Origin of the sequence: Pseudomonas sp. BN606 (assembly GCF_029873115.1) — a bacterium.
In the GTDB taxonomy this organism is placed as follows: domain Bacteria; phylum Pseudomonadota; class Gammaproteobacteria; order Pseudomonadales; family Pseudomonadaceae; genus Metapseudomonas.
On record NZ_SSOF01000063.1, the window covers coordinates 127955 to 148950 of the forward strand.

The following is a 20996-nucleotide window of genomic DNA, read 5'->3' on the forward strand; positions in this document are numbered from 1 at the left end:
GTCACGCCAGTCCCAGACGCTTGCGCATGCTGCGGGTAATGGTCTGCCGTTGATTCTCGAAACCTGCCCACGGCGACTCACCCGCTTCATCGAGTCGCTTGCGCAGGTTGCGGATGGTCCAGTCATGGGCACCCTTGAGCGCCGCGATCTCTTCAAACAACACCGGTACGGAAACCGGTAGCCCCTCCCGTGCCCGAACGGAATAGGCGGTCACGGTCGTGGCGCCCAGGCCATTGCGCAGATAGTCGATGAAGATTTTCCCCACGCGGTTCTTCGGACCGGATTTGGCCGAGAAACGCTGCGGCAGGTGTTGGGCCATGTGGGTGGCGATGGCGTGACTGAAGTCCTTCACCTGGTCCCAGTCGTCTTTCGGCTTCAGTGGCACCACCAGGTGCATCCCCTTGCCGCCACTGGTCTTGAGAAATGCAGTCAGCCCCAGTTCGTCCAGCACGGTAAGCACCAGCTGGGTCGCCTCGACCATGGTTTTCCACGGCAGCGCGGGGTCCGGGTCGAGGTCAAGGACGAAACGGTCCGGGTGGTCTAGGTCTGCGCCTGTCGCGTTCCAGGTATGCAGTTCGAGGGTGCCCATCTGAACTGCGCCGATCAGCGCCTCGATACTATTGATGACCATCGCCGGCTGACCGGCGCGGGATTTCTCCAGTAATTCCATGGCGTCTATGCCCAGCTGCTCTCCGCTCTTCTGGAAGAAGAGTTCGCCGGCGATCCCATCGGGAGCCCGCAACAGTGCAAGCGGTCGGTCCCGCAGTTGAGGAAGCAGCCAGGGGGCGATATCCGCGTAGTACTCGACCAGATCGCGTTTGGTGGCACCAAGGCTTGCATCGATGATTCGGTCGGGATGAGTAATGCGAACCTTCCGCGCCGTTGCGCCCGCGTACTCGTGCGCAGGCCTGGCATCAGCCCCTTGCTTCGCGCCAGCGGCATGCCTGGGTGTCTCGAAGGTTATGGCGCTGGCTGGCTTGTCGCTGCGCAGCCCATTGAACACGGCATGGCGCACAAGGCCCTCGCGGGTCATCTCGGCGAAGGCCACTTCAGCCAGCAATTCCGGCTTGAGCCAGTGCACGCCCGTGGCCTCGGTTCCGGTGGGTGGATTCGCCAGGGTCGGCTTTGCCACATCCAGCGGTTTCATTCGGGCCTGCACCCGGGTAAGGGTCGCCTGGTCGAAGCCGGTTCCTACCTTGCCGGCGTAGCGCAGTTCACCGCTGTCTTCGTCGTGCAGCGCCAGAAGCAGGGCACCGAAGTGGCTGCGGCTGCCCTTGGGTTCGGTGTAACCAACGATCACGAACTCCTGGCGCTGTTTGCATTTGAGCTTGATCCAGTCCGTACTGCGTCGGGATTGGTAGAGGCTACCCGCGCGCTTGCCGATCAGCCCCTCCAGCTTCATCCGGCAAGCGCTTCCCAACAGGGAATCAGGGTCTCCAATCAGATCGGCTGAGTAGCGCAACAGCGAATCGTCTGTGTCCTTCAGCAACTTTTCCAGCGTTGCGCGCCTTTGTTCGAGCGGTACGCCGCGCAAGTCGTTGCCGTCGAGATAGAGCAGGTCGAAGAGGTAGTAGAGGATGTCCTCGCTACGTCCCGTCTCGAACGCGTTCTGCAGGGCCTGGAAGTCCGGCGTGCCATCGTCGCCGGCGACTATCACTTCGCCATCCAGCCAGGCGCTTTCCAGCCCCAGTCCCGCCAGTGCATTGCGCTGGCCAGGCAACCTGGTGCTCCAGTCCTTGCCGTTGCGAGTGAAAAGCCACACCTCGCCATGCTCGATGCGGGCGAGGATGCGGTAGCCGTCGAACTTCACTTCGTAGCGCCAATCCCCGTCGGGTGTGTCGTCCACCAGCGTTGCCAACTGCGGCTTGATGAACGCTGGCAATGGCGCGGGAAGGCTCCCCTCCAGGCGTTTCCCCCTGGAGCGGCGGCTTACCGGGGTTCGCTGCTGCTCGGGAGTTTGCTTGCCCTTCGCCTTGGGCAGCAGGGTCCGCTCGCTGAGGACGCTGCCTGGAAGGGCTTCGGTGATGTCCAGTTCGCCTTCGGTGCGTGCCGCGTCGTCGCGATGCTTGATTAGGAACCATTGCTCCTGTTTGCCCGGCATGTTGGTTCGCACCAGGCTCCAGATACCGCTGAGCTTTTCGCCGCGAAGCTCGAACTTCAGCTTCCCCATCGCATAGCCGGCAACGGGGTCGAGCTGGGGAATCCAGATACCCCGGTCCCAGACGATGACGTCGCCGGCACCGTAGTGCCCCTCGGGAATGTGGCCCTCGAAGTCGGCGTAATCCAGCGGATGGTCTTCGACCTGGATGGCCAGGCGCTTGACCTGTGGGTCCAGGCTGGGCCCCTTGGGCACAGCCCAGCTCTTGAGCGTGCCATCCAGTTCCAGGCGGAAGTCGTAGTGCAGTCGCGTGGCATCGTGTTTCTGGATGCAGAACTGCAACGCCCGCGCGGACGCCTTGCGCCCACCATGGACACGAGCGGGCCGGCCCGCCGGCTCCGGGCTGGTATCGAAATCACGCTTGCGCTTGTAGTCGTCGAGAGAGTCACTCACGGCAGGGCCTCCTGCTTCAGGAGAGGCGACTGCCGCGATAAGGTTCAGGCTGATTCGCGAACGGCAATGGTCACTCATGGAAATACTTGAGCAGCGGCTGCACGGTGACCCCATGAATGAGGATGCTCATGGCCACCACGCTGAGCACCAGGTCGCTCAGCAGGTGCCGATCCAGTTCGACGGCACCTTGATTGAGGACAAAGCAGAGGTAGAAGAGGCTGCCGATCCCGCGTATGCCAAACCAGCCGATGAGCAGGCGTTGGGGCGTCGGAATCTGTGGCGCGTGGATGAGCAGCAGGACGGCGGCGGGGCGCACCACCAGGAACAGACCGAAGGCGACTATCACCGCCTCCCAGCGCCAGTGAGCGTAGAGCAGCGCGCCGAGCAGGGTGACCAGCAGGACCTCCAGGACCCGTTCCAGGAGGTTACCGAAGGCCAGGATGTCCACCATCAGCGCGCTGGCGGCGATTTGCGGGTGGAGCTCCTTGTCGTTTCCGAACTCGATGATCGCCTGGCCGTGGCTAGGCTCACGGTCTTCGGCTCCAGGCGTACTGACCTCGGCGGGCACCTCACCACTGGCGCCTACCTCCGCATGACGCATCCCCAGCCCTGCGGCGAAGGTGCCGAGGAATCCCCAGGCGCCGATGCTTTCCGTTGCCGCGTAGGAGAGGGCGATGACCGCCAGGGCAAGGAAGGTATTGGGCGATACCGCCATGTCCGTGTGCCGTGCGCGCAGGTGGATTCCGAGCTGGCCGACGATGCGGCCAAACCAGAAGCCGAACAGAAGGCCCGCCGGAATGGCCCAGACTACGTAGCGCAGCAACCAGGTCGCTGCGTCCTCCAGCGGAACGCTGGACAAGTCGCCGAACCCCAGGAGCAGCAACCCCGCCATCACGAAGGGAAAGGCGATTCCATCGTTCAGCCCTGCCTCCCCGGTCAGGGCGAAGCGCATCGGATCCGTATCAGCGGCATCGTTCACCTGGATCAGATTGGCCAGCACTGGGTCGGTGGGCGAGAGAATCGCGGCCAGCAGCAGCGCCAGGCCGGGGCTGAGGCCTAGTGCGAAGTACAGGAACACTGCCAGGCCAATGATGGTGGCGATCAGCACCGGGCCCGCCAGCAACCAGGCCGGACGCCACTCTGGAGCCCGGAAGGGCAGGCGTAACCTCAGCCCGGAGAGGAACAGCGAGATGAGCACCGTCGCTTCCACCAGGTGTTCAAGCCACGGACCGACCGTCAGCACGTCCTGTTCCCACAGGCCGAAGCCAACGGGCCCTATGAGCAGGCCGAACAGCAGGTAGATGGCGGAGGTGGACAGGGGCAGGAGCCGGACATAGGCAGAGGCGAGCCCGAGTATGAGCAGGATGCTGCCCAGCACAAGCATCCACAGGAAGAAGGTCACGCTGGATGGGCCGCGCCGACCAGATCGCGGCTAGCGTAGCGGGTGGGCAGCGGCCAGGGCGTGGGCCTGCTCCAGACGGTGCACGAATACCGGCAGCGTGGTGCGTACGAAGTCCTGCAACTCCAGGTCGTCGATGTCGGCGGCCGAGCGTTCAAGCAACGCCACAACCGCTTCGTTGGCGGCGACCTGTCCGGTAGCGAAGGCGGCATCGAAGTGTTCGGGCTCGATGCTTTGCAACTCATCCAGCTCCGCGCCCGCCCCAGAATCGCTTAGGAGCTGCGGGCATTTGCGTCCAGCCAAGGACTGCAACGCCCCATTGACCCGGCAGTGCTCTACCATGGTGATCATGGCAAAGGCGCGAACATCGGCGGAGGGGCTTTTCTGCAGGGCAATTTCGGCGGCCTGCATGCCGACTTCGCCAGTGGCGAGAGCCAGGGCACAAAAGGCTCCGGATTCGCGCTCGACTTCGGAAAAGCTTCGGGGGGAGGGTTCGCCAGTGTCCAGATCAGGTAGGGAAATCATGGTATTTCACCCTTGAAAATTGAGGTCATCCGTACAATTGGGATGTCTCCGCGCGTTCTCGGGTTCAGGTTATTTTTCGCTCTGTCGGCCACCCTTCGGTGAACTCTGCCAGCAAACCATCGACCACTGTGATCAATGCTCGAGGCTTCGATGAGCCTTGCGCAAGGGCGTGCTGGTACGCGTCGAGCTGGCGGTCGGCGCTGCTGCCTGATTGCAGGATTTGGTGTGCCTGCGCGAACGCGCCTTCTTCACCCAGGGCCCTTGCCGTCGCGCCAAAACGCTCTTCGGCCAGGGTGAGCCAGGTCGAGGTGTCCATTGCGTGACAGCCGGTTTCGTCCAGGTAACGGCCGTGGATGCCTTGCAGGCGCGCCCGCCAGTAATTCTCCGTGACCACCTGCCGCTGGATGGCTGTAACGCTGGGGAGCTCGAGGTGCGCGAGGGCGTGAGTGACCATGCTGCGGAACAGCCCGGCGATGCACAGCGAATCCGCCAGTCGTGGACAGGCATCGGCGATACGCAGCTCCAGGGTGGGGAAGCGGGCGGAAGGGCGGATGAACCACCAGATGTCGTTGTCGTTGCGAATGGAAGCGCTGCTGAGTAACCACCTGACATGCTCCCGGTACTCTGCCTCGCTCGCGAAATCGTCAGGCAATTCCATCCTCGGCCACTGCCCGCAGATTACCCGGCGATAACTCATGCAACCGGTGGCATGGCCCAACCAGAACGGCGAAGACGCACTGAGGGCGAGCAGCAACGGCAGCCAATGCAACAGCTGGCGCACCAGGCGGACGCGGTCATGGCCGGCGGGGATACCCACATGCACGTGAAGACCGCAAAGCAGGCTGCTGCGGGCGATCATCCGGTAATCATCGAATAGGCATTCATAACGCGGCGAAGGATTGCTGCGTGTCGTCAGACCGTCGGCGAAGGGATGGCTACCGGCTGAAACCAGCCCCATGCCGAATCCGGCCACCGCTTGAGCGAGGCGCGCGCGCTGGTCCAGCAGGCAAGCCCTTGCCTCGGTGAAGTCGTGGAGTATCGGTGTGACCAGTTCCAGTTGGCACTCGAACATCTCCTCCGCCAGGCAAGTACCCAGTGCGCTGCTGCAAGCTGCGAGGAGACCGGGAGGGGCCTGCGTTGGCACATTTCGCGTGCGCAGGTCCACCAACAGACATTCCTCTTCTATGCCAAAGCCTGGCGGCGGTAGCGGTTTCAACATTGACGTGAATCCATGGACCAATTCCTCAAACTGACCCGGCCGTAACGCGGCGGTTCAGGCCATGACAGCCGCCTGTCCATCACGCTGAATCTTTCCACTGCCCACGGTTCGGAAAGTGAGGTCATAAAGGATCCGGCAATGGACAAGTCTCTTCTCTGCGACGGTAGTGCTGCCGTCCTTTCGCAGCCCCTGGAAGTCGATTCTGCGAAGACCCTCTACTGGAAGATGCTGGCCGACCCGCCGTCGGCGTTGATCGTCCAGCGTGCACGATGCTTCCTGGGCGTTCAGCTGGCGCGGGCCACCTGCCTTCCGTGCGACATGCCGTTGGAGCCTGCGAGAATCCTCCCGTGGATGGAAAGTCGCGTTCGCCAGACGGCGAACGCCTACGCCGAGTACCAGGCGCAACGGGCCAAGGGCCAGCCTCGTCGCTACTTTCTCTGTCGCGCCCACGCCCTGTATTTCCTGCGCGGCGTAGCACCCACCAAGCTGGTTGACGGCGCCTGGCTCTACGGCCTGCTCGCGCATTGGAGGGAACACCGTTTTCAGGGCCTGGTGCGTACCTACCTGGAAGAACTGGGGGAGGGTGTGCCGGAACAGAACCATGTGCTGATCTACCGGAACCTGCTGGCCCGCCAAGGCTGCGACGATATCGAATCACTGGACGACGAGTGCTATATCCAGGGAGCCACGCAACTGGCGCTCGGGTACCTGGCGCGGGAGCGCCTGCCGGAGGTCATCGGCTACAACCTGGGCTACGAGCAGTTGCCGCTGCACCTGCTGATCTGTGCGCGGGAGCTGGCGGAGCTGGGTATCGACCCGCACTATTTCCGTCTGCACGTCACCATCGACAACGTCAGTTGCGGCCATGCCATGCAGGCGGTCAAGGCACTTCAGGAGAACCTGCCCCTGGCTGACCGGCGCGACGAGTTCCTCGCCCGAGTGGCCGGGGGATACCGGCTCAATGACACGGGGCTCGGCACGCTCGACGTGATCGAGCGCTTCGACCTGGAACACGAGCTCCTTTGCATGCTCGAGCGCAAGCGACTCAAGGCGCAGAACATGCATTCGGATAGTTCGGCGTTGCAGGGTTGCCCACTGAACCTCTGGCTCAGTAGGCCAGGACAGATGAAGCGCCTGCTTACCGCACTCGAGCAGCGCGGCTGGATTCGCCGTAATGAGGCTCCCGCCGCCAGCCGATTCTGGCAGGTGGTCAACGGCCAGTCGGCAGCCATGTTCGGCGTGTTCAGCCCCTATGAAAAACAGTTGATCCACGACTGGATCGCTGGTCGCTGGCTGGCGACACCAGAAGCCGCCTGCCGACCCTGGCGCCGCAAACGGCACAGAGCGTCGCCGGCGTTCGGTGGGACCGACGAATTCGATCGCGACGAGCGTGCCCTGAAGGCGCAACTGGACGCGATAGACCCAGATGGCGGCATGCAGCGACTCATCAGCCTGATGTCACCGGCCTACCATTACCGGCCCGCGGGGCTGCTCGCGACCCGCCTGTTCACGGCACAGACGAGATGAATTTGAAGAGGCCAGGACCATGCAATTCGACGAAACCTGCACTGAGCTGTCCAGACGCAACCAGGCCCTGCTGCAACTGGGCGAGTCGCTGAAGCAAAGCGGCTATCGCTTCACCACCGTCACACCTGCCACCCACCAGCGCATCAACCGCCGTCCTGGAAACGCCATGGCGACGGACCTGGCCGGAGTATTTGGCTGGAGCCGTCCCTTCGTCCGTAATGTGGTTGGTGAATCCCTGTTCCGCCAGATGGAGGCAGCTGATGTGCTGTCCGCTGGGGTCGACGGTTTCCGCTCCGTGGTTCGCTGGTCCGACCTGGGCGATGAGCTCTACGTGCACTCCGCGTTCCCCACCGATGCTGCCGATGCGGTGTTTTTCGGCCCGGATACCTACCGGTTTGTACAAGCCATCGACGCTTTGCTCGACACCCGCGGCCATGAGGTGCGCAAGGCCGTGGACGTGGGCTGCGGTACTGGCGCGGCGGCCATCCGCATCGCCCAACGCTATCCGCGAGCGGATGTCCAGGCGCTGGATATCAATCTGCGGGCACTGGAATTCACCCGGGTCAACGCTCGCCTGGCGGCAACGCCGGGAGTACGCGCGGTTGCCAGCGACCTGTTGCGCGAGGCTGAAGGCACCTTCGACCTGATTGTTGCCAATCCGCCCTACATGCTGGACCCGGCTCAACGCAGCTACCGCCACGGGGGAGGGGAGATGGGCAGCGGGCTGTCCCTTGCCATCCTCGACAGCGGTGTGGCGCGCCTGGCACCTGGCGGCGCCTTGCTGCTCTATACAGGCGTGGCCATGGTGAACGGGCGGGACGGATTCTATGAACGCATTGCGGAATGCCTCGACGCTTGCGATTGCCAATGGCACTACCGGGAGCTGGACCCGGACGTGTTCGGCGAGGAGTTGGACGAGTCCGCCTACCAGCATGCCGAGCGCATCGCGGCCGTGCTGCTGACGGTCCAGCGCACCTAGTTAGTCGTCTTCCGGCTTTGCGACCAGCTCGCGGCGGCGCTCTCGTTCTGCTTGCTGGAGTTCGACGTCGCTGCGGATCTGGGCATGGCTGATCAGCGCGAAGATGAAACTGCCACCGACGATGTTGCCGGCCAGGGTTGGAGCGGCGAACACCAGCCAGAACTCCATCCACGCCAGTTCGCCGGCGAACACCAGGTAAGCGGCCTCCACCGAGCCGACCACGATATGGGTAAAGTCGCCCAGGCCCATCAGTGTGGTGACCATCACGATGATCCAGAACTTGGCGCTTTCCTGGGCCGGGATCATCCAGACCATGGTGGCGATCATCCAGCCGGAGATAACGCCACGGGCGAACATCTGGGTGCTGTCGTTTTCCATCAGCTTGTGACCGATTTCGAGGAAAGCCTCGTCGGTTTGCGTGTCGAAGATCGGTAACTGGAGCATCCCGTAGGCCACCAGAAACGTCCCCGCGAGATTGCCAGCCAGTACCACGCTCCAGAGCTTGCCCAGGCGGCTGAGGTTGCCCAGCGTAGGCTTGTTCATGAACGGCAGCACGGCCGTGAGGGTGTTCTCGGTGAAGAGTTGCTGGCGGGCGAGGATCACCGCGAGAAAGCCTGCCGAATAACCGATGCTGGAAATTGCCACGGCACTCTCGATGCCCTCCAGGCGCGCCCGCAGCAATCCCATGCCCATCATCGAAAGGCCCATGGACAGCCCTGCTGCAAGTGCCGACCACCACAGCGCGGCGACCGTGCGTTGCAGCTCCTGGTCACCCTGCAAACGGATGATCTCGTGCACCACGGCGGCGCGCGGTGGCTTGCTCTTGTGTACTTCGCGCTCTTCGCTGGCGGTGAGGGCCGGGGTCTTGTCGCTGTTGCTCTTGTCCATGGCAATGACCTTCGCAGGATGGCTACTCACATGTGACCGTGCGCCGATCATGTGGACTCCATGTCATCCATCGCGGCGGCAATGACCGCCGGGGAAAAATACCTGAACGATCACTGCGGGTAATACGTCGGAACCTGCGTAGGCCCGGCTCGGGTCACCCACCCACACATTGGCCGTCGAAGGCCAGGAGCTGACACATGGAACTCACAGAAGATCGCAAAGAGATCGTTCACACCCTCAACAACCTCATCGAAACCAGCAAGGACGGCGAAGCAGGCTTCAAGGTCTGTGCCGAGGACGTCAAACGGCCTGACCTTAAGCAAGTATTCATGGAGCACTCACGGCAATGCGGTACGGCGGCAGCCGAACTGCAGCGAGCGGTGCTGGAACTCGGAGGCAAGCCCGAAGAGAGCACCAGCGTCAGTGGCGACCTGCATCGGCGCTGGGTCGACCTGAAATCCCTGGTGACCGGTAAGGATGAGGAAGTCATCCTCAACGAAGCCGAACGCGGCGAGGACGTGGCCAAGAAGCACTATGCCGAAGCGCTGCGAACGAACCTGCCAACGGACATTCGCGCCATCGTGCAGCGGCAGTATGAAGGGGTGATGCGCAACCATGATCAGATCAAGGCGCTGCGCAACGCAGAGCGTGCCAGGGGCTGATCAGTGGGGCGAGGCATCCGGGTGCTGGATGCGCCAGAAGGCCCGGACATGCTTCGGGCCTTTTCATGCCCGCCAGCTGCTCATCCGTCTGGCAAAAAGTCTGAATCATTGCTGCGGCCGGCCAGTCGACTGAAACAGGTAACCCAATCGGAGAGCCATCATGAGCCGCGACAAACCCACCCCCAGGGAAGATACCGAGTACCGCATGAACTCACCTCGCGAGCTGGACTTCAATCAGGAGCGAGATACCCGTGAGGGCAGCATCGAAGACTTGCGCCCGACCGGCGAGGCCGAGCAGGAATATGCGTCGGAGTCTGTGGTGGAACACGGCGACCAGTCACCCTACGCCCCGTATGACCAGACTGGCGCCCGCTCGCCGAACGAACCTGGCGGTGGCCCAGCAGATACCGAACTGCGCACGGTGGGTGAATCCGAGATCGGCGGCGGCATCGGGTCTCGATGAAGGGGAGCTTGGGCGTTCCGCACCCCTCGACGGCAAGCCCTGGACCGACCGGGTGTCTCCGGTGGATGACGACGGAAACGAGTGATTGCTCGCGCCGCAGGCGCGGGGAGGTACTGCCATGAACGATTCCAGGATCAGTTGGGTCCCCGCCAATCGCTTCGGCGTAAAGGTCGTGGTGTCCCTGAGCAAAAAACGCCGGTCGCGTAAACAGCGAGGCAAGGCTACCAGCCAAGCGGCAGGAAGGGTCTGAATCATGCAGCTACCGCATAAGCACCGCTACCCGGAAAACCGCCAGCGGCCACTGATCAGCCATGTGCCCCAGCCCAACACAGCCCTGGGCTTCTTCCTCTGGAGGGTAAGACCATGAATGGTACGCGCTGCGCCTGCCCTGAATGCACTTGTGAGGTGGGCTCCGACGCCGTGATACGTGAAGGGCGCGCCTTTTGCTGCCCGGCGTGCGCCGAAGGCCATCCTACGGACGACGAGCAATGCCGCGATCCGGATTGCCGTTGTGGCGAGGCCAACGCGCGAGATCAGCCACGCGAAACCCAGGTCGATCACGCCCTGGAAGAGACCTTCCCGGCAAGCGATCCGATTTCACCGTGATGACCGATACCTTGCCCAGCCCTCTCCAGCCCCGGATCTTGTAGCTCGTGGGGAGCTCTGCGGCATAGGCTGGGTGGCGCTACCCATGCGGTCCGGGCTGATGGCTATCGCAAGCTCGCTGGACGCCCTGGGAACTGGACGTAGCCGCAGGGTGGATAGCGCTCTTTTTATCCCCCCTCGGAGCCCCATGGAACATCGCCTGGTGCACCGAAAAAGCGCTGGCTGCTGCGTATGCCCCAAGGCGGATGAATTGGCTACCGGGAAAATCCCCGCCGCGTCCACAAACCAGAAGAACCGTCGCCATACTGCTGCGACGGCCAGGGGAAGAAGGGCTCAGGCGGGTTCGCGCAGCGCCTCGATCAGTTCATCCTTGCGCATCCTGGATCGGCCAGGAATGTTGCGCTTGCGTGCGTGCTCCATTAGTTCGCTCTTGCTCATGGCGTTCATTTTCTGGTCGGGGCGAGGTAGGCCTCTGCGGGTCGCCACTGCGCGACGGGCGGAGGATTTACGGGCTGCCTGCTTTTCCCCGGCGCTGGTGAGCTGACCGGACCCGCCGGCGCGTTCGCCGCCGCCGGACTGCTTGTTGACCGTCGCCCAGGCGCGCGCTTCGGCTTCTTCCTTTGGCACGCCCTTGGCCTCGTAGCTCTCTTCAATGTGCTCGGCCTTGCGCTTCTGTTTCTCGGTGTACTTGGCTTTGCTTCCGCGTGGCATTGAGTGGTTCCTCCTGAGGTCGCCTGCAACTGTTGCGCCGCATGGCCTTACTTCGAAAGAGGCGTCCGCGGGCCAGCGGTTCGCCCTGGCTGATGAACGGTGTCGCCGTTACTCCGATAGCGCGAACTGATTCCAGTGGTTGTTTTCAGAATGTCATGCAGCCCATTCGGAGCGCGCGATGGAACTGGGTGAACGCATCCTCGACACCCTGCTTGCGGATTTTGCCGATCTCGGCGACGTCGAGGGGGTGGTTCGAGCGCTGCTGCGTTTTCTGATGGCGATTCTCCTTGGGGGATTGCTTGGCTACGAACGGGAGGTCAAGGGTAAATCGGCCGGCATGCGCACCCACATGCTGGTCTGTCTCGGCGCGACGCTGTTCGTCATGGCCCTGGAACAGGACGGGGCAGGCCACGACGCTATTAGCCGGGTAATCCAGGGCATTACGGCGGGCATCGGCTTCCTCTGCGCCGGCACCATCCTCAAGGGGCGCAGTCCCGCCGACGTAAAGGGGCTGACCACCGCGGCCGGTATCTGGTCTGCCGCCGCCATTGGTGTTGCCGTCGGCTTGGGTCGGGAGGCCACGGCGGTGCTCGCAACCCTGTTAGCACTGATGGTGCTGCATGTGCTCCCGTTGCTGGTCGACCCTGCGGGGAACGGCAAGAACGATCAGGAGAAGGAGTAGGAAATCCACCTGAACTTTTCCTGACGTCGCACTCTCGGAATCCAGGAGCCCAGCGTGTCGATGCAGGATCGTGCTGGCCGGGCCGACTCAACCGATTGCATCGTCTGCGAGGCGTTCAAGGAGCCAGGAGCATGCTTCCGACGCAAGAAGGAGAATCCACGGCGATTCGCGCGGCACGGGAACCCCGCTTGGCCATCGAGGGAGTGGAACCGGTGGTCGACGGCGGGCGCTTTCCAGCCAAATGCATTTGCGGCCAGACCCTGGAAGTCCGGGCGGTCATCTTCGCCGACGGCCATGACCAGTTGGCGGCGGACCTGCTCTGGAAAATGGCGGGACACTCCGACTGGCGACGCGTGTCGATGGAGCCTCTCGGCAACGATCATTGGGCCGCCCTGTTGATGCCCGAGGCGGAAGGACGCCTGGAGTTCGCCATCGAAGCGTGGCAGGACGTTTATGCGAGCTTTCGTTACGAATTGACGAAGAAGTATGGGGCTGGCGTCCCGGTGTCGCTGGAACTGGCCGAAGGTGCAGCGCTGGTCCGACGGATTGCCGGCGAGGCTCCAGCGCACATGACAAGGGAACTCGGCCAACTCCTGTCACGACTCGATGGCTGCCGGGGAATCCAGGACCAGGTGGCACTGTTCATCGAAACTGAGATAGGCGCGCTGATGCGACGCGCCGAGCACCGTCCTCATCTCCTGCGCAGCCCCACGTACCCCGTGGAAGTGGAACGGCGCCTCGCCCTGTTCGGCAGCTGGTATGAGCTCTTTCCCCGCTCTGAAAGCAATGACCCAACGCGTCACGGTACCTTCGCTGATGTCTGTCGGCGCCTGCCGGACATCGCCGGGATGGGTTTCGACGTGCTCTATTTCCCACCCATCCATCCCATTGGCCGGACCCATCGCAAAGGCCCCAACAACAGCCTGCATGCCGGGCCGGACGATCCCGGCAGCCCCTACGCCATCGGTAGCGAAGAGGGCGGCCATGATGCCGTCCATCCCAAACTGGGCAGCCTCGTGGATTTTCGCATGCTGGTTGATACGGCTCATGCGCACGGCCTGGAGGTGGCCCTGGACTTCGCCATCCAGTGCTCCCCCGACCACCCGTGGCTCCGGCAGCATCCGGGCTGGTTCAGCTGGCGACCGGACGGCACCATTCGCCACGCGGAGAATCCGCCGAAGAAGTACGAGGACATCGTCAATGTCGACTTCTACGCCGAGCCGGCCATCCCCGGCCTGTGGCTGGCGTTGCGGGACGTCGTGCTCGGTTGGGTGGAGCAGGGCGTCAGCCTGTTTCGCGTCGATAACCCGCACACCAAGCCACTGCCATTCTGGGAATGGCTGATCGCCGAAGTGCGGCAGCGGCATCCGCAGGTGATCTTCCTCTCCGAAGCCTTTACCCGGCCGGCCATGATGGCGCGGCTGGGAAAACTCGGCTTCAGCCAGAGCTACACCTATTTCACCTGGCGAAATACCAAGGCCGAATTGCAGAAGTACTTCACTGAGCTGAACCAGCCGCCCTGGCGGGATTGTTACCGTCCCAACTTTTTCGTGAATACGCCGGACATCAACCCGTTCTTCCTGCAGCACGCAGGCCGCGCCGGCTTTCTCATCCGCGCCGCCCTGGCGACCATGGGCTCCGGGCTCTGGGGTATGTACGCGGGCTTCGAGCTGTGCGAATCGGCGCCCGTGCCCGGCAAGGAGGAATACCTGAACTCAGAGAAGTACCAGCTGCGCGCGCGGGACTACGACGCTCCCGGCAACATTCGCGCGGAGATCACGCAACTGAACATGATCCGCCGCGACAATCCCGCCCTGCAGACCCATCTGGGCTTCAAGGCCTACAACGCGTGGAACGACCAGATCCTCTACTTCGGCAAGCGCACCGATGACTTGTCGAACTTCATCCTGATTGCCATCAGCCTCGATCCGCAGCAGCCACAGGAAGCGCATTTCGAGCTCCCCTTGTGGGAGTTCGGACTACCGGACGACGCCGACTTGGAAGGCGAGGACCTCATGAGCGGCCACCGCTGGACATGGCACGGCAAGGTGCAATGGATGCGCATCGACCCCTCGCACCTGCCATTCGGTATCTGGCGTGTCCGTCCGGTCCGTTGAGAACAGGAGTATGCCCATGGCCAAGCGCAGTGGAAGGTTCGTTTTCCTGAATGACCCGCACTGGTACAAGGACGCGATCATCTACCAAGTCCATGTGAAGTCTTTTTACGACGCCAACAACGACGGTGTCGGTGATTTCGCCGGGCTGATCGAGAAGCTGGATTACATCGCCGAACTCGGCGTCAACACCATCTGGTTGCTGCCGTTCTACCCCTCGCCTAGGCGCGACGACGGCTACGACATCGCCATGTACCGGGGGGTGCACGCGGACTACGGCACCCTTGCCGATGCCCGGCGCTTCATCGACGAGGCCCATCGTCGGGGGCTGCGGGTGATTACCGAGCTGGTCATCAACCACACCTCGGACCAGCACCCTTGGTTCCAGCGGGCACGCCACGCTAGGAAGGGCTCCCGGGTACGGGACTATTACGTCTGGTCGGATACGGACGACAAGTACTCCGGCACCCGGATCATCTTCATCGACACCGAGAAATCGAACTGGAGCTGGGACCCGGTGGCCGGCCAATACTTCTGGCATCGTTTCTATTCCCACCAGCCCGATCTGAACTTCGACAATCCGCGCGTGCTGAGCGCGGTGCTGAAGGTCATGCGCTTCTGGCTGGACATGGGGGTGGACGGACTGCGCCTGGACGCGATCCCGTACCTGATCGAGCGCGACGGCACCAGCAGCGAGAACCTGCCGGAGACCCACGCCGTGCTCAAGCGCATCCGTGCCGAGCTGGATGCGCGCTACCAGGATCGGATGCTGCTGGCTGAAGCCAACCAGTGGCCGGAAGACACGCGTCCGTACTTCGGCGAGGACGACGAATGCCACATGGCCTTCCACTTTCCGCTGATGCCGCGCATGTACATGGCCATCGCCCAGGAGGACCGCTTCCCAATCACCGACATCCTGCGCCAGACGCCGGAGATTCCGCCGAACTGCCAGTGGGCGATATTCCTGCGTAATCACGATGAACTCACCCTGGAAATGGTCACCGATGACGAGCGCGACTACCTCTGGGACTACTACGCGGGAGACCGGCGGGCGCGACTTAACCTGGGTATCCGTCGTCGCCTGGCGCCACTGGTGGAGCGCGACCGTCGTCGCGTGGAATTGCTGAACAGTCTGCTGTTGTCCATGCCCGGGACACCGACGCTGTATTACGGCGACGAGATCGGAATGGGCGACAACATCTTCCTCGGAGACAGGGACGGCGTGCGCACGCCGATGCAGTGGTCGATCGACCGCAATGGCGGGTTCTCCCGTGCGAATCCCGCCAGCTTGGTCCTTCCGCCGATCATGGACCCGCTGTATGGCTACCAGACCATCAATGTCGAAGCGCAGGCCCATGATCCTCATTCGCTGCTCAACTGGATGCGCCGCATGCTCAATGTGCGCAAGCAGCAGAAGGCTTTCGGCCGGGGCAGCGTGAAAATGCTCTCGCCGAGCAACCGGCGCATCCTTGCCTACCTGCGCGAATATCGCGATGGCGACGGGCGCGACGAGAGCATCCTCTGCGTGGCCAACCTCTCCAGTGCCGCCCAGGCCGTCGAATTGGAGCTGGCCGACTATGACGGCCGCGTGCCGGTGGAAATGGTCGGCGGCGCCTCATTTCCACCCATCGGCCAGCTCACCTACCTCCTGACACTACCGCCCTACGGCTTCTACTGGTTCTACCTGGCCGATGCCTCGCAGATGCCCAGCTGGCACAAGAAGCCAGTCGAGCGGATGCCGGAACTGCAGACCCTGGTCCTGCTGCGGCAGATCGACGAAATCATCCAGATCAAGGCGCGCCAGACCCTGGAGTTCGAGGCACTTCCGCTTTACCTACCCAAGCGCCGCTGGTTCGGGGGAGGTAAAGTCGCGGCAGGCAGCGTGCACCTGCTCTATGCGATGCCGCTCGACGAGGGGCCGGACGCTCCGGTGATCGCGGAAATCGAGGTCCACGGCGCCCATGGTCCCGAGTGCTACCAGTTGCCGCTCGCCGTGGTACCTGAGCGCGCCAGCGGCAGCGACCTCCCGCAACAGCTCGCCCTGGCGCGGATACGTCGAGGACGCAAGGTCGAGCTGCTGACCGATGCATTCTCGCTGCCGGGCTTTAGCCTCGACATCCTGCGCCACCTGCGTGCTGGCTCGGTGCTGCGCGGTGCGGATGGCGAACTGCAGTTCCTCCCCGAAGACGCGTTGGCCGACTTCGATCCGGGCCCGCACCCCGAGGTGAAACTGATCACCGCGGAACAATCCAACAGTTCCGCGCTGATCGGTGGCCGGTTGTTGCTCAAACTGCTGCGTCGTGGCTTCCCCGGTGTGCACCCGGAAGTCGAGATGGGACGCTTCCTCACCCATCACGGCTTCAACCACGTCGCGCCTTTCCTGGGCGAGGTGTTGCGCGTGGACGAGGATGGCCAGCCGCATACGCTGATGGTCTTGCAGCGCTATCTGGACAACCAGGGCGATGCCTGGACCTGGACGCTGAACAACCTTGATCGGGCCATACGCGATTGCATGGCTGGTGGGGAGGCGGACAGCGACCAGGGTGCCCTGGCGGAGCTTCGGGTATTCGCCGGTACCCTGGGCAAGCGCATCGGCGAAATGCACGCGGTGTTGGCGCGGCCCACCGAGGATCCCGATTTCGGATACCAGCCGAGCGACGAAGGCGACAGCTCCACGTGGGCCACCCGCATCAGCGCACAGCTGCGCGAGGCTTTGAGCGCCCTGGCCCATGTCGAGGAACGGCTGGGTTCGGACGATGTCGGCTCTTTGCGGTGGCTGCGCGCCGAGGAAGAGCGCCTGCTGATGGTCATCGGCCGCCTGGCGACCCTGGCTGCCGGAGGCATCCGGATTCGCGTGCATGGCGATCTGCACCTGGGCCAGGTGCTGGTGGTGCAGGGTGATGCCTACATCATCGACTTCGAGGGTGAGCCCAACCGGCCCTTGGCTGAGCGACGCCAACGCCATAGCCCAATGAAGGATGTGGCCGGCATGCTCAGGTCGTTCGACTACGCGGCGGCAGTGGCCCGGCGCAAGGTCTGCGGTGCCGACAGCACCGTCGAAGCGCGGGATGCGTGCACCACGGTCATCGCCCGCTATCGGGCCAATGCGCGCACTGCCTTCCTCGATGCCTATCGGCTCGCTGCCCGGTGCTTGCCCCATGAATGGCACGGCCGGGAAGGCGAGGGCGCTGCCCTGGCGCTGTTCAGCCTGGAAAAGGTCGCCTATGAAATTCTCTATGAACGCGGTCACCGCCCGGACTGGATCGACGTGCCCCTGCACGGGCTGCTGGAACTGGCGCGCCACCTGCTGGGACACCGCACATGATCGATGAAGCGCTGCAACGCCTGCGCCGGGCGGAAGAAGGGGACCCCTTCAGCTATCTCGGCCCTCATATCGAGGCCGACGGCGTAGGGGTACGGGCATGGTTGCCGGGCGCAGAGTCGGTGGAGCTGCTGGATGCCGTCGACCAGAGCCCGCTCGGTACGATGGTCAGGGCCGACCCGGAGGGGCTGTTCGAGGGGTTGATGGCGGAGCCGCGCAAGTACCTGCTACGCATCCAGTGGCCCGATGCCGAGCAGATTACTGAAGACCCGTATGCGTTCGGCCCGCTGCTCGGAGACCTCGATCTCTACCTGTTTGCCCAGGGCAACCACCACGAACTCGGCAGTTGCCTTGGGGCGCAGGTCATGAAACAGGACGGGATACCCGGCGTGCGCTTCGCCGTGTGGGCGCCTAATGCGCGACGGGTTTCGGTGGTAGGTGATTTCAACGCCTGGGATGGTCGCCGGCACCCCATGCGCAGGCGCTATCCGGCCGGAATCTGGGAAATCTTCATTCCGCGCCTGGAGCCTGGTGAGCGCTACAAGTACGAAATCCTCGGTGCCGAAGGGCTGCTGCCCTTGAAGGCCGATCCGGTTGGGTTGGCCGGCGAGCCGCCGCCCGCGACCAGTTCCCGCGTGACTGGAGCGCTGGCATTCGAATGGCAGGACCAGGAATGGATGGACCGGCGCAAGGTCGCCCAGCAGCCAGGCCAGCCGTTGGCCATCTACGAACTGCATGCTGGTTCCTGGCAATGGATCGATGAGCGTCCACCGAGCTGGGCGGAACTTGCCGATCGCCTGATTCCCTACATCCTGGAAGTGGGCTTCACCCATATCGAGTTGATGCCGATCATGGAGCACCCCTTCGGCGGCTCCTGGGGCTACCAGCCGCTCTCGCTATTCGCGCCCACCGCACGTCTGGGCAGCCCGGAGGATTTCGCCGCTTTCGTCGATGCCTGCCACCGTGCGGGAATAGGGGTGATCCTTGACTGGGTTTCGGCGCACTTTCCCGCCGATGAACATGGGCTGGCCCGGTTCGACGGGACGGCACTGTACGAATACCAGCACCCGTTCGAAGGCTTCCACCAGGATTGGGACACACTGATCTACAACCTCGGCCGCAGCGAGGTGCATGGCTTCATGCTGGCCTCGGCGCTGCACTGGCTACGGGTCTATCACGTCGACGGCCTGCGGGTGGACGCGGTAGCCTCGATGCTCTACCGGGACTACTCGCGCAAGGAAGGCGAGTGGATTCCCAACCGCCACGGAGGGCGTGAGAACCTCGAAGCCATCGAGTTCCTCCGTCATCTCAACGGGGTGGTGCGCAGCGAGGTGCCAGGCGCCCTGGTCATAGCCGAGGAGTCCACCGCCTGGCCGGGCGTCAGCCACCCCGCAGCGGAGGGCGGGCTGGGGTTCTCCTACAAATGGAACATGGGCTGGATGCACGACAGCCTGGCCTACATCCAGAAAGAGCCGGTCCACCGCAAGCACCATCACCATCAGGTGACGTTCGGCCTGCTCTACGCCTTCTCGGAGCACTTCATCCTGCCGATCTCCCACGACGAGGTGGTGCATGGCAAGGGATCGTTGCTGGGGCGGATGCCTGGGGACCGGTGGCAGCAGTTTGCCAACCTGCGCCTGTATCTCGCGTTCATGTGGACCCATCCAGGCAAGAAGTTGCTGTTCATGGGCTGCGAATTCGGCCAATGGCGGGAGTGGAACCATGACCAACAGTTGGACTGGTACCTGCTGCGTTACCCGGAGCATGCCGCCGTCCGCGACCTGGTGCAGACGCTCAACACCCTTTACCGGCAGGAGCCACCGCTCCATCAGCGCGACGGACGCGCCGACGGTTTCCAGTGGTTGATCGGCGACGACTCCCACAACAGCGTCTACGCCTGGTTGCGCCATGGCGAAAACGGCAAACCGCTGCTGGTGGTGCACAATTTCACCCCCGAGCCACGCAACGCCTACCGCATCGGCGTACCCAGGGCCGGACTCTGGCAATTGCTGTTGAACACCGATGAGGAACGCTTCAGCGGCTCGGGCGCGGGTACCTCGGGAGCCCTCGACAGTGAGCCGGTGATTGCCCATGGCGAGGCCCAGTCGCTGCTGCTGGACCTCCCGCCACTGGGTACGTTGATCTTCCGGCCTGCGCGCTGAAAAGAACCGTAGATCGGACTCGAGCGCCCCGTCAGTGAGCGCGAGCGACGCCTTGGAGTACCGTGGCGCTGGCGTGCTCACTGCGACTGGCGACGATATTGCCGAGTGACACCACACCCACAAGGCGCTTTTCGCGATTGAGCACGGGGAGCCGGCGCAGCTGGATCTGCGCCATGTTGGCGGCGACGTGCTGGACGTCTTCGTCTTCGAAGCAGTAGCGCACATCTCCGCTCATGATCTGACGCACTGGCGTTTCCCCGCCAAGCCCCGCTGCTACGCCGCGCAGGGCGATATCCCGATCGGTAACCATGCCGACCAGCCTATCGCCTTCGTGCACCAGGATCGCGCCGCTGTCGATGCTCTCCATGAGTGAAGCGACTTCCCGCAGGCTTCGCTCCGGCGTAGTGGTCTGAACGTTTCGCGTCATGACTTCGCTGATTTTCATCTCGGTTATTCCTTTCAATGCGAAGGCCCCGGCTGGGGCCCCTGAAACAGTCGACTGGCCTGGCTCGTGGTCGTTCAGGTTGTTTTATCGGTACCGGCCATCAGTGAACTCGAACGCCGCTTGGAGAGTGCCTGTCACCTGTAAGTGCGACACGAAGCCACGAGCGAGCCGGGACGTCCGGCATGGGAGGCAGTCATGATCGATCGACACGAAACGGCCAAGGTCCTCAACGGACTCGTACAGACCTGCAAGGATGGAGAAGAGGGTTTTCGCACCTGCGCCAAGGCGGTCCTGAGCCCACCGTTGCAGGAACTCTTCGAGGCCCGCGCCGAAGAATGCGCGGCGTCGGCAGAGAAACTGCAGAGTCTGGTTATGGAGCTGGGTGACACGCCCGAGGATGACACCAGCATTGGCGGCGACATGCACCGCCACTGGATCGATTTCAAGGCGCTCGTCACCGGGCAGAACGAGAAGGCCATCCTCGATGAGTGCGAGCGGGGCGAGGACGCCGCGATGGAAGACTATCAGAAGGCCCTGGATCAACCCTTGCCACCCGCGATACGCGAGATCGTCCAGGTGCAGTACGCCGGCGTGATACGCAATCATGGACAGATCCGTGCGTTGCGCGAAAGTGGGCGAATCTGAGCTGATCATCTGGACTCGGGAAACCATGCGGAGCGATACCCATGCGGAGATGCGGATGGGTATCGAAAACTTCACCTATCCTGCGTTGCTGTGGCC

Annotated in this window: 16 protein-coding genes and 1 pseudogene; 10 read left to right on the plus strand and 7 right to left on the minus strand. The window is 63.2% G+C overall.

Going from position 1 to position 20996, the window contains the following annotated elements:
• Window position 1: 1 nt before the first annotated feature.
• The 4 genes from ligD to E8E75_RS11720 all read right to left on the minus strand — a co-directional run bounded on the left by ligD (window position 2) and on the right by E8E75_RS11720 (window position 5694).
• A complete protein-coding gene (gene ligD, locus E8E75_RS11705; protein WP_280358853.1) occupies window positions 2-2551 on the minus strand; it encodes a DNA ligase D in 2550 nt (849 codons plus the stop codon).
• A 70-nt stretch (window positions 2552-2621) separates the two neighbouring features.
• The gene (locus E8E75_RS11710) at window positions 2622-3953 is read right to left on the minus strand and encodes a cation:proton antiporter (protein ID WP_280358854.1); all 1332 of its coding nucleotides are present in this window, start codon (window positions 3951-3953) and stop codon (window positions 2622-2624) included.
• 30 nt (window positions 3954-3983) lie between these two features.
• On the minus strand, window positions 3984-4475 hold the full coding sequence (locus E8E75_RS11715) for a DUF4142 domain-containing protein (RefSeq protein WP_280358856.1): 492 nt from the start codon (window positions 4473-4475) through the stop codon (window positions 3984-3986).
• Between the two features lie 64 nt (window positions 4476-4539).
• Entirely contained in the window at window positions 4540-5694 is a 1155-nt protein-coding gene (locus tag E8E75_RS11720; RefSeq protein WP_153920012.1) for a carboxylate-amine ligase, read from the minus strand.
• Between the two features lie 138 nt (window positions 5695-5832).
• Here E8E75_RS11720 and E8E75_RS11725 point away from each other — a divergent pair, with 138 nt between their 5' ends.
• Complete coding sequence (locus tag E8E75_RS11725) at window positions 5833-7221, plus strand: iron-containing redox enzyme family protein (protein WP_120651071.1); 1389 nt, start codon at window positions 5833-5835, stop codon at window positions 7219-7221.
• A gap of 19 nt (window positions 7222-7240) precedes the next feature.
• A complete protein-coding gene (locus tag E8E75_RS11730) occupies window positions 7241-8200 on the plus strand; it encodes a class I SAM-dependent methyltransferase (protein ID WP_120651072.1) in 960 nt (319 codons plus the stop codon).
• Here E8E75_RS11730 and E8E75_RS11735 read toward each other — a convergent pair whose 3' ends face one another.
• On the minus strand, window positions 8201-9088 hold the full coding sequence (locus tag E8E75_RS11735; RefSeq protein WP_280358858.1) for a formate/nitrite transporter family protein: 888 nt from the start codon (window positions 9086-9088) through the stop codon (window positions 8201-8203).
• A 197-nt stretch (window positions 9089-9285) separates the two neighbouring features.
• On the opposite strand from E8E75_RS11735, the gene E8E75_RS11740 reads away from it, so the two are divergent.
• From E8E75_RS11740 to E8E75_RS11750, 3 genes and pseudogenes are all read left to right on the plus strand, one after another.
• Window positions 9286-9750, plus strand: coding sequence for a PA2169 family four-helix-bundle protein (locus E8E75_RS11740; protein WP_120651073.1), 465 nt, complete (start codon window positions 9286-9288; stop codon window positions 9748-9750).
• Between the two features lie 160 nt (window positions 9751-9910).
• Window positions 9911-10298, plus strand: a pseudogene (locus tag E8E75_RS11745) (phosphotransferase system, HPr-related protein).
• A gap of 278 nt (window positions 10299-10576) precedes the next feature.
• Complete coding sequence (locus E8E75_RS11750; protein ID WP_120651075.1) at window positions 10577-10819, plus strand: metallothionein; 243 nt, start codon at window positions 10577-10579, stop codon at window positions 10817-10819.
• Between the two features lie 333 nt (window positions 10820-11152).
• Here E8E75_RS11750 and E8E75_RS11755 read toward each other — a convergent pair whose 3' ends face one another.
• Window positions 11153-11530 carry a Rho termination factor N-terminal domain-containing protein gene (locus E8E75_RS11755; protein ID WP_153920006.1) on the minus strand — a complete coding sequence of 126 codons (378 nt, stop codon included), beginning with the start codon at window positions 11528-11530 and terminating at the stop codon, window positions 11153-11155.
• Window positions 11531-11708: 178 nt separating this feature from the next.
• Between E8E75_RS11755 and E8E75_RS11760 the strand changes: the two genes are divergently transcribed.
• The 4 genes from E8E75_RS11760 (at window position 11709) to glgB (ending at window position 19810) form a co-directional block, all read left to right on the plus strand.
• Entirely contained in the window at window positions 11709-12212 is a 504-nt protein-coding gene (locus tag E8E75_RS11760) for an MgtC/SapB family protein (protein WP_280358861.1), read from the plus strand.
• A 131-nt stretch (window positions 12213-12343) separates the two neighbouring features.
• Entirely contained in the window at window positions 12344-14329 is a 1986-nt protein-coding gene (locus E8E75_RS11765; protein ID WP_280358863.1) for an alpha-1,4-glucan--maltose-1-phosphate maltosyltransferase, read from the plus strand.
• A 16-nt stretch (window positions 14330-14345) separates the two neighbouring features.
• Window positions 14346-17651: a maltose alpha-D-glucosyltransferase gene (gene treS / locus E8E75_RS11770; RefSeq protein WP_153920002.1), complete on the plus strand. Its 3306-nt coding sequence runs from the start codon at window positions 14346-14348 to the stop codon at window positions 17649-17651.
• Window positions 17648-19810, plus strand: coding sequence for a 1,4-alpha-glucan branching protein GlgB (gene glgB, locus E8E75_RS11775; RefSeq protein ID WP_280358865.1), 2163 nt, complete (start codon window positions 17648-17650; stop codon window positions 19808-19810). The genes treS and glgB overlap by 4 nt, the downstream gene beginning before the upstream one ends.
• 31 nt (window positions 19811-19841) lie before the next feature.
• On the opposite strand, the gene E8E75_RS11780 is transcribed toward glgB, so the two are convergent.
• Window positions 19842-20255 (minus strand): CBS domain-containing protein, encoded by a 414-nt coding sequence (locus tag E8E75_RS11780; protein ID WP_120651081.1) that lies wholly within the window; start codon window positions 20253-20255, stop codon window positions 19842-19844.
• A gap of 195 nt (window positions 20256-20450) precedes the next feature.
• Between E8E75_RS11780 and E8E75_RS11785 the strand changes: the two genes are divergently transcribed.
• Window positions 20451-20900, plus strand: a complete 450-nt coding sequence (locus tag E8E75_RS11785; protein ID WP_120651082.1) for a PA2169 family four-helix-bundle protein — start codon at window positions 20451-20453, stop codon at window positions 20898-20900.
• The last annotated feature ends 96 nt before the right edge of the window (window positions 20901-20996 follow it).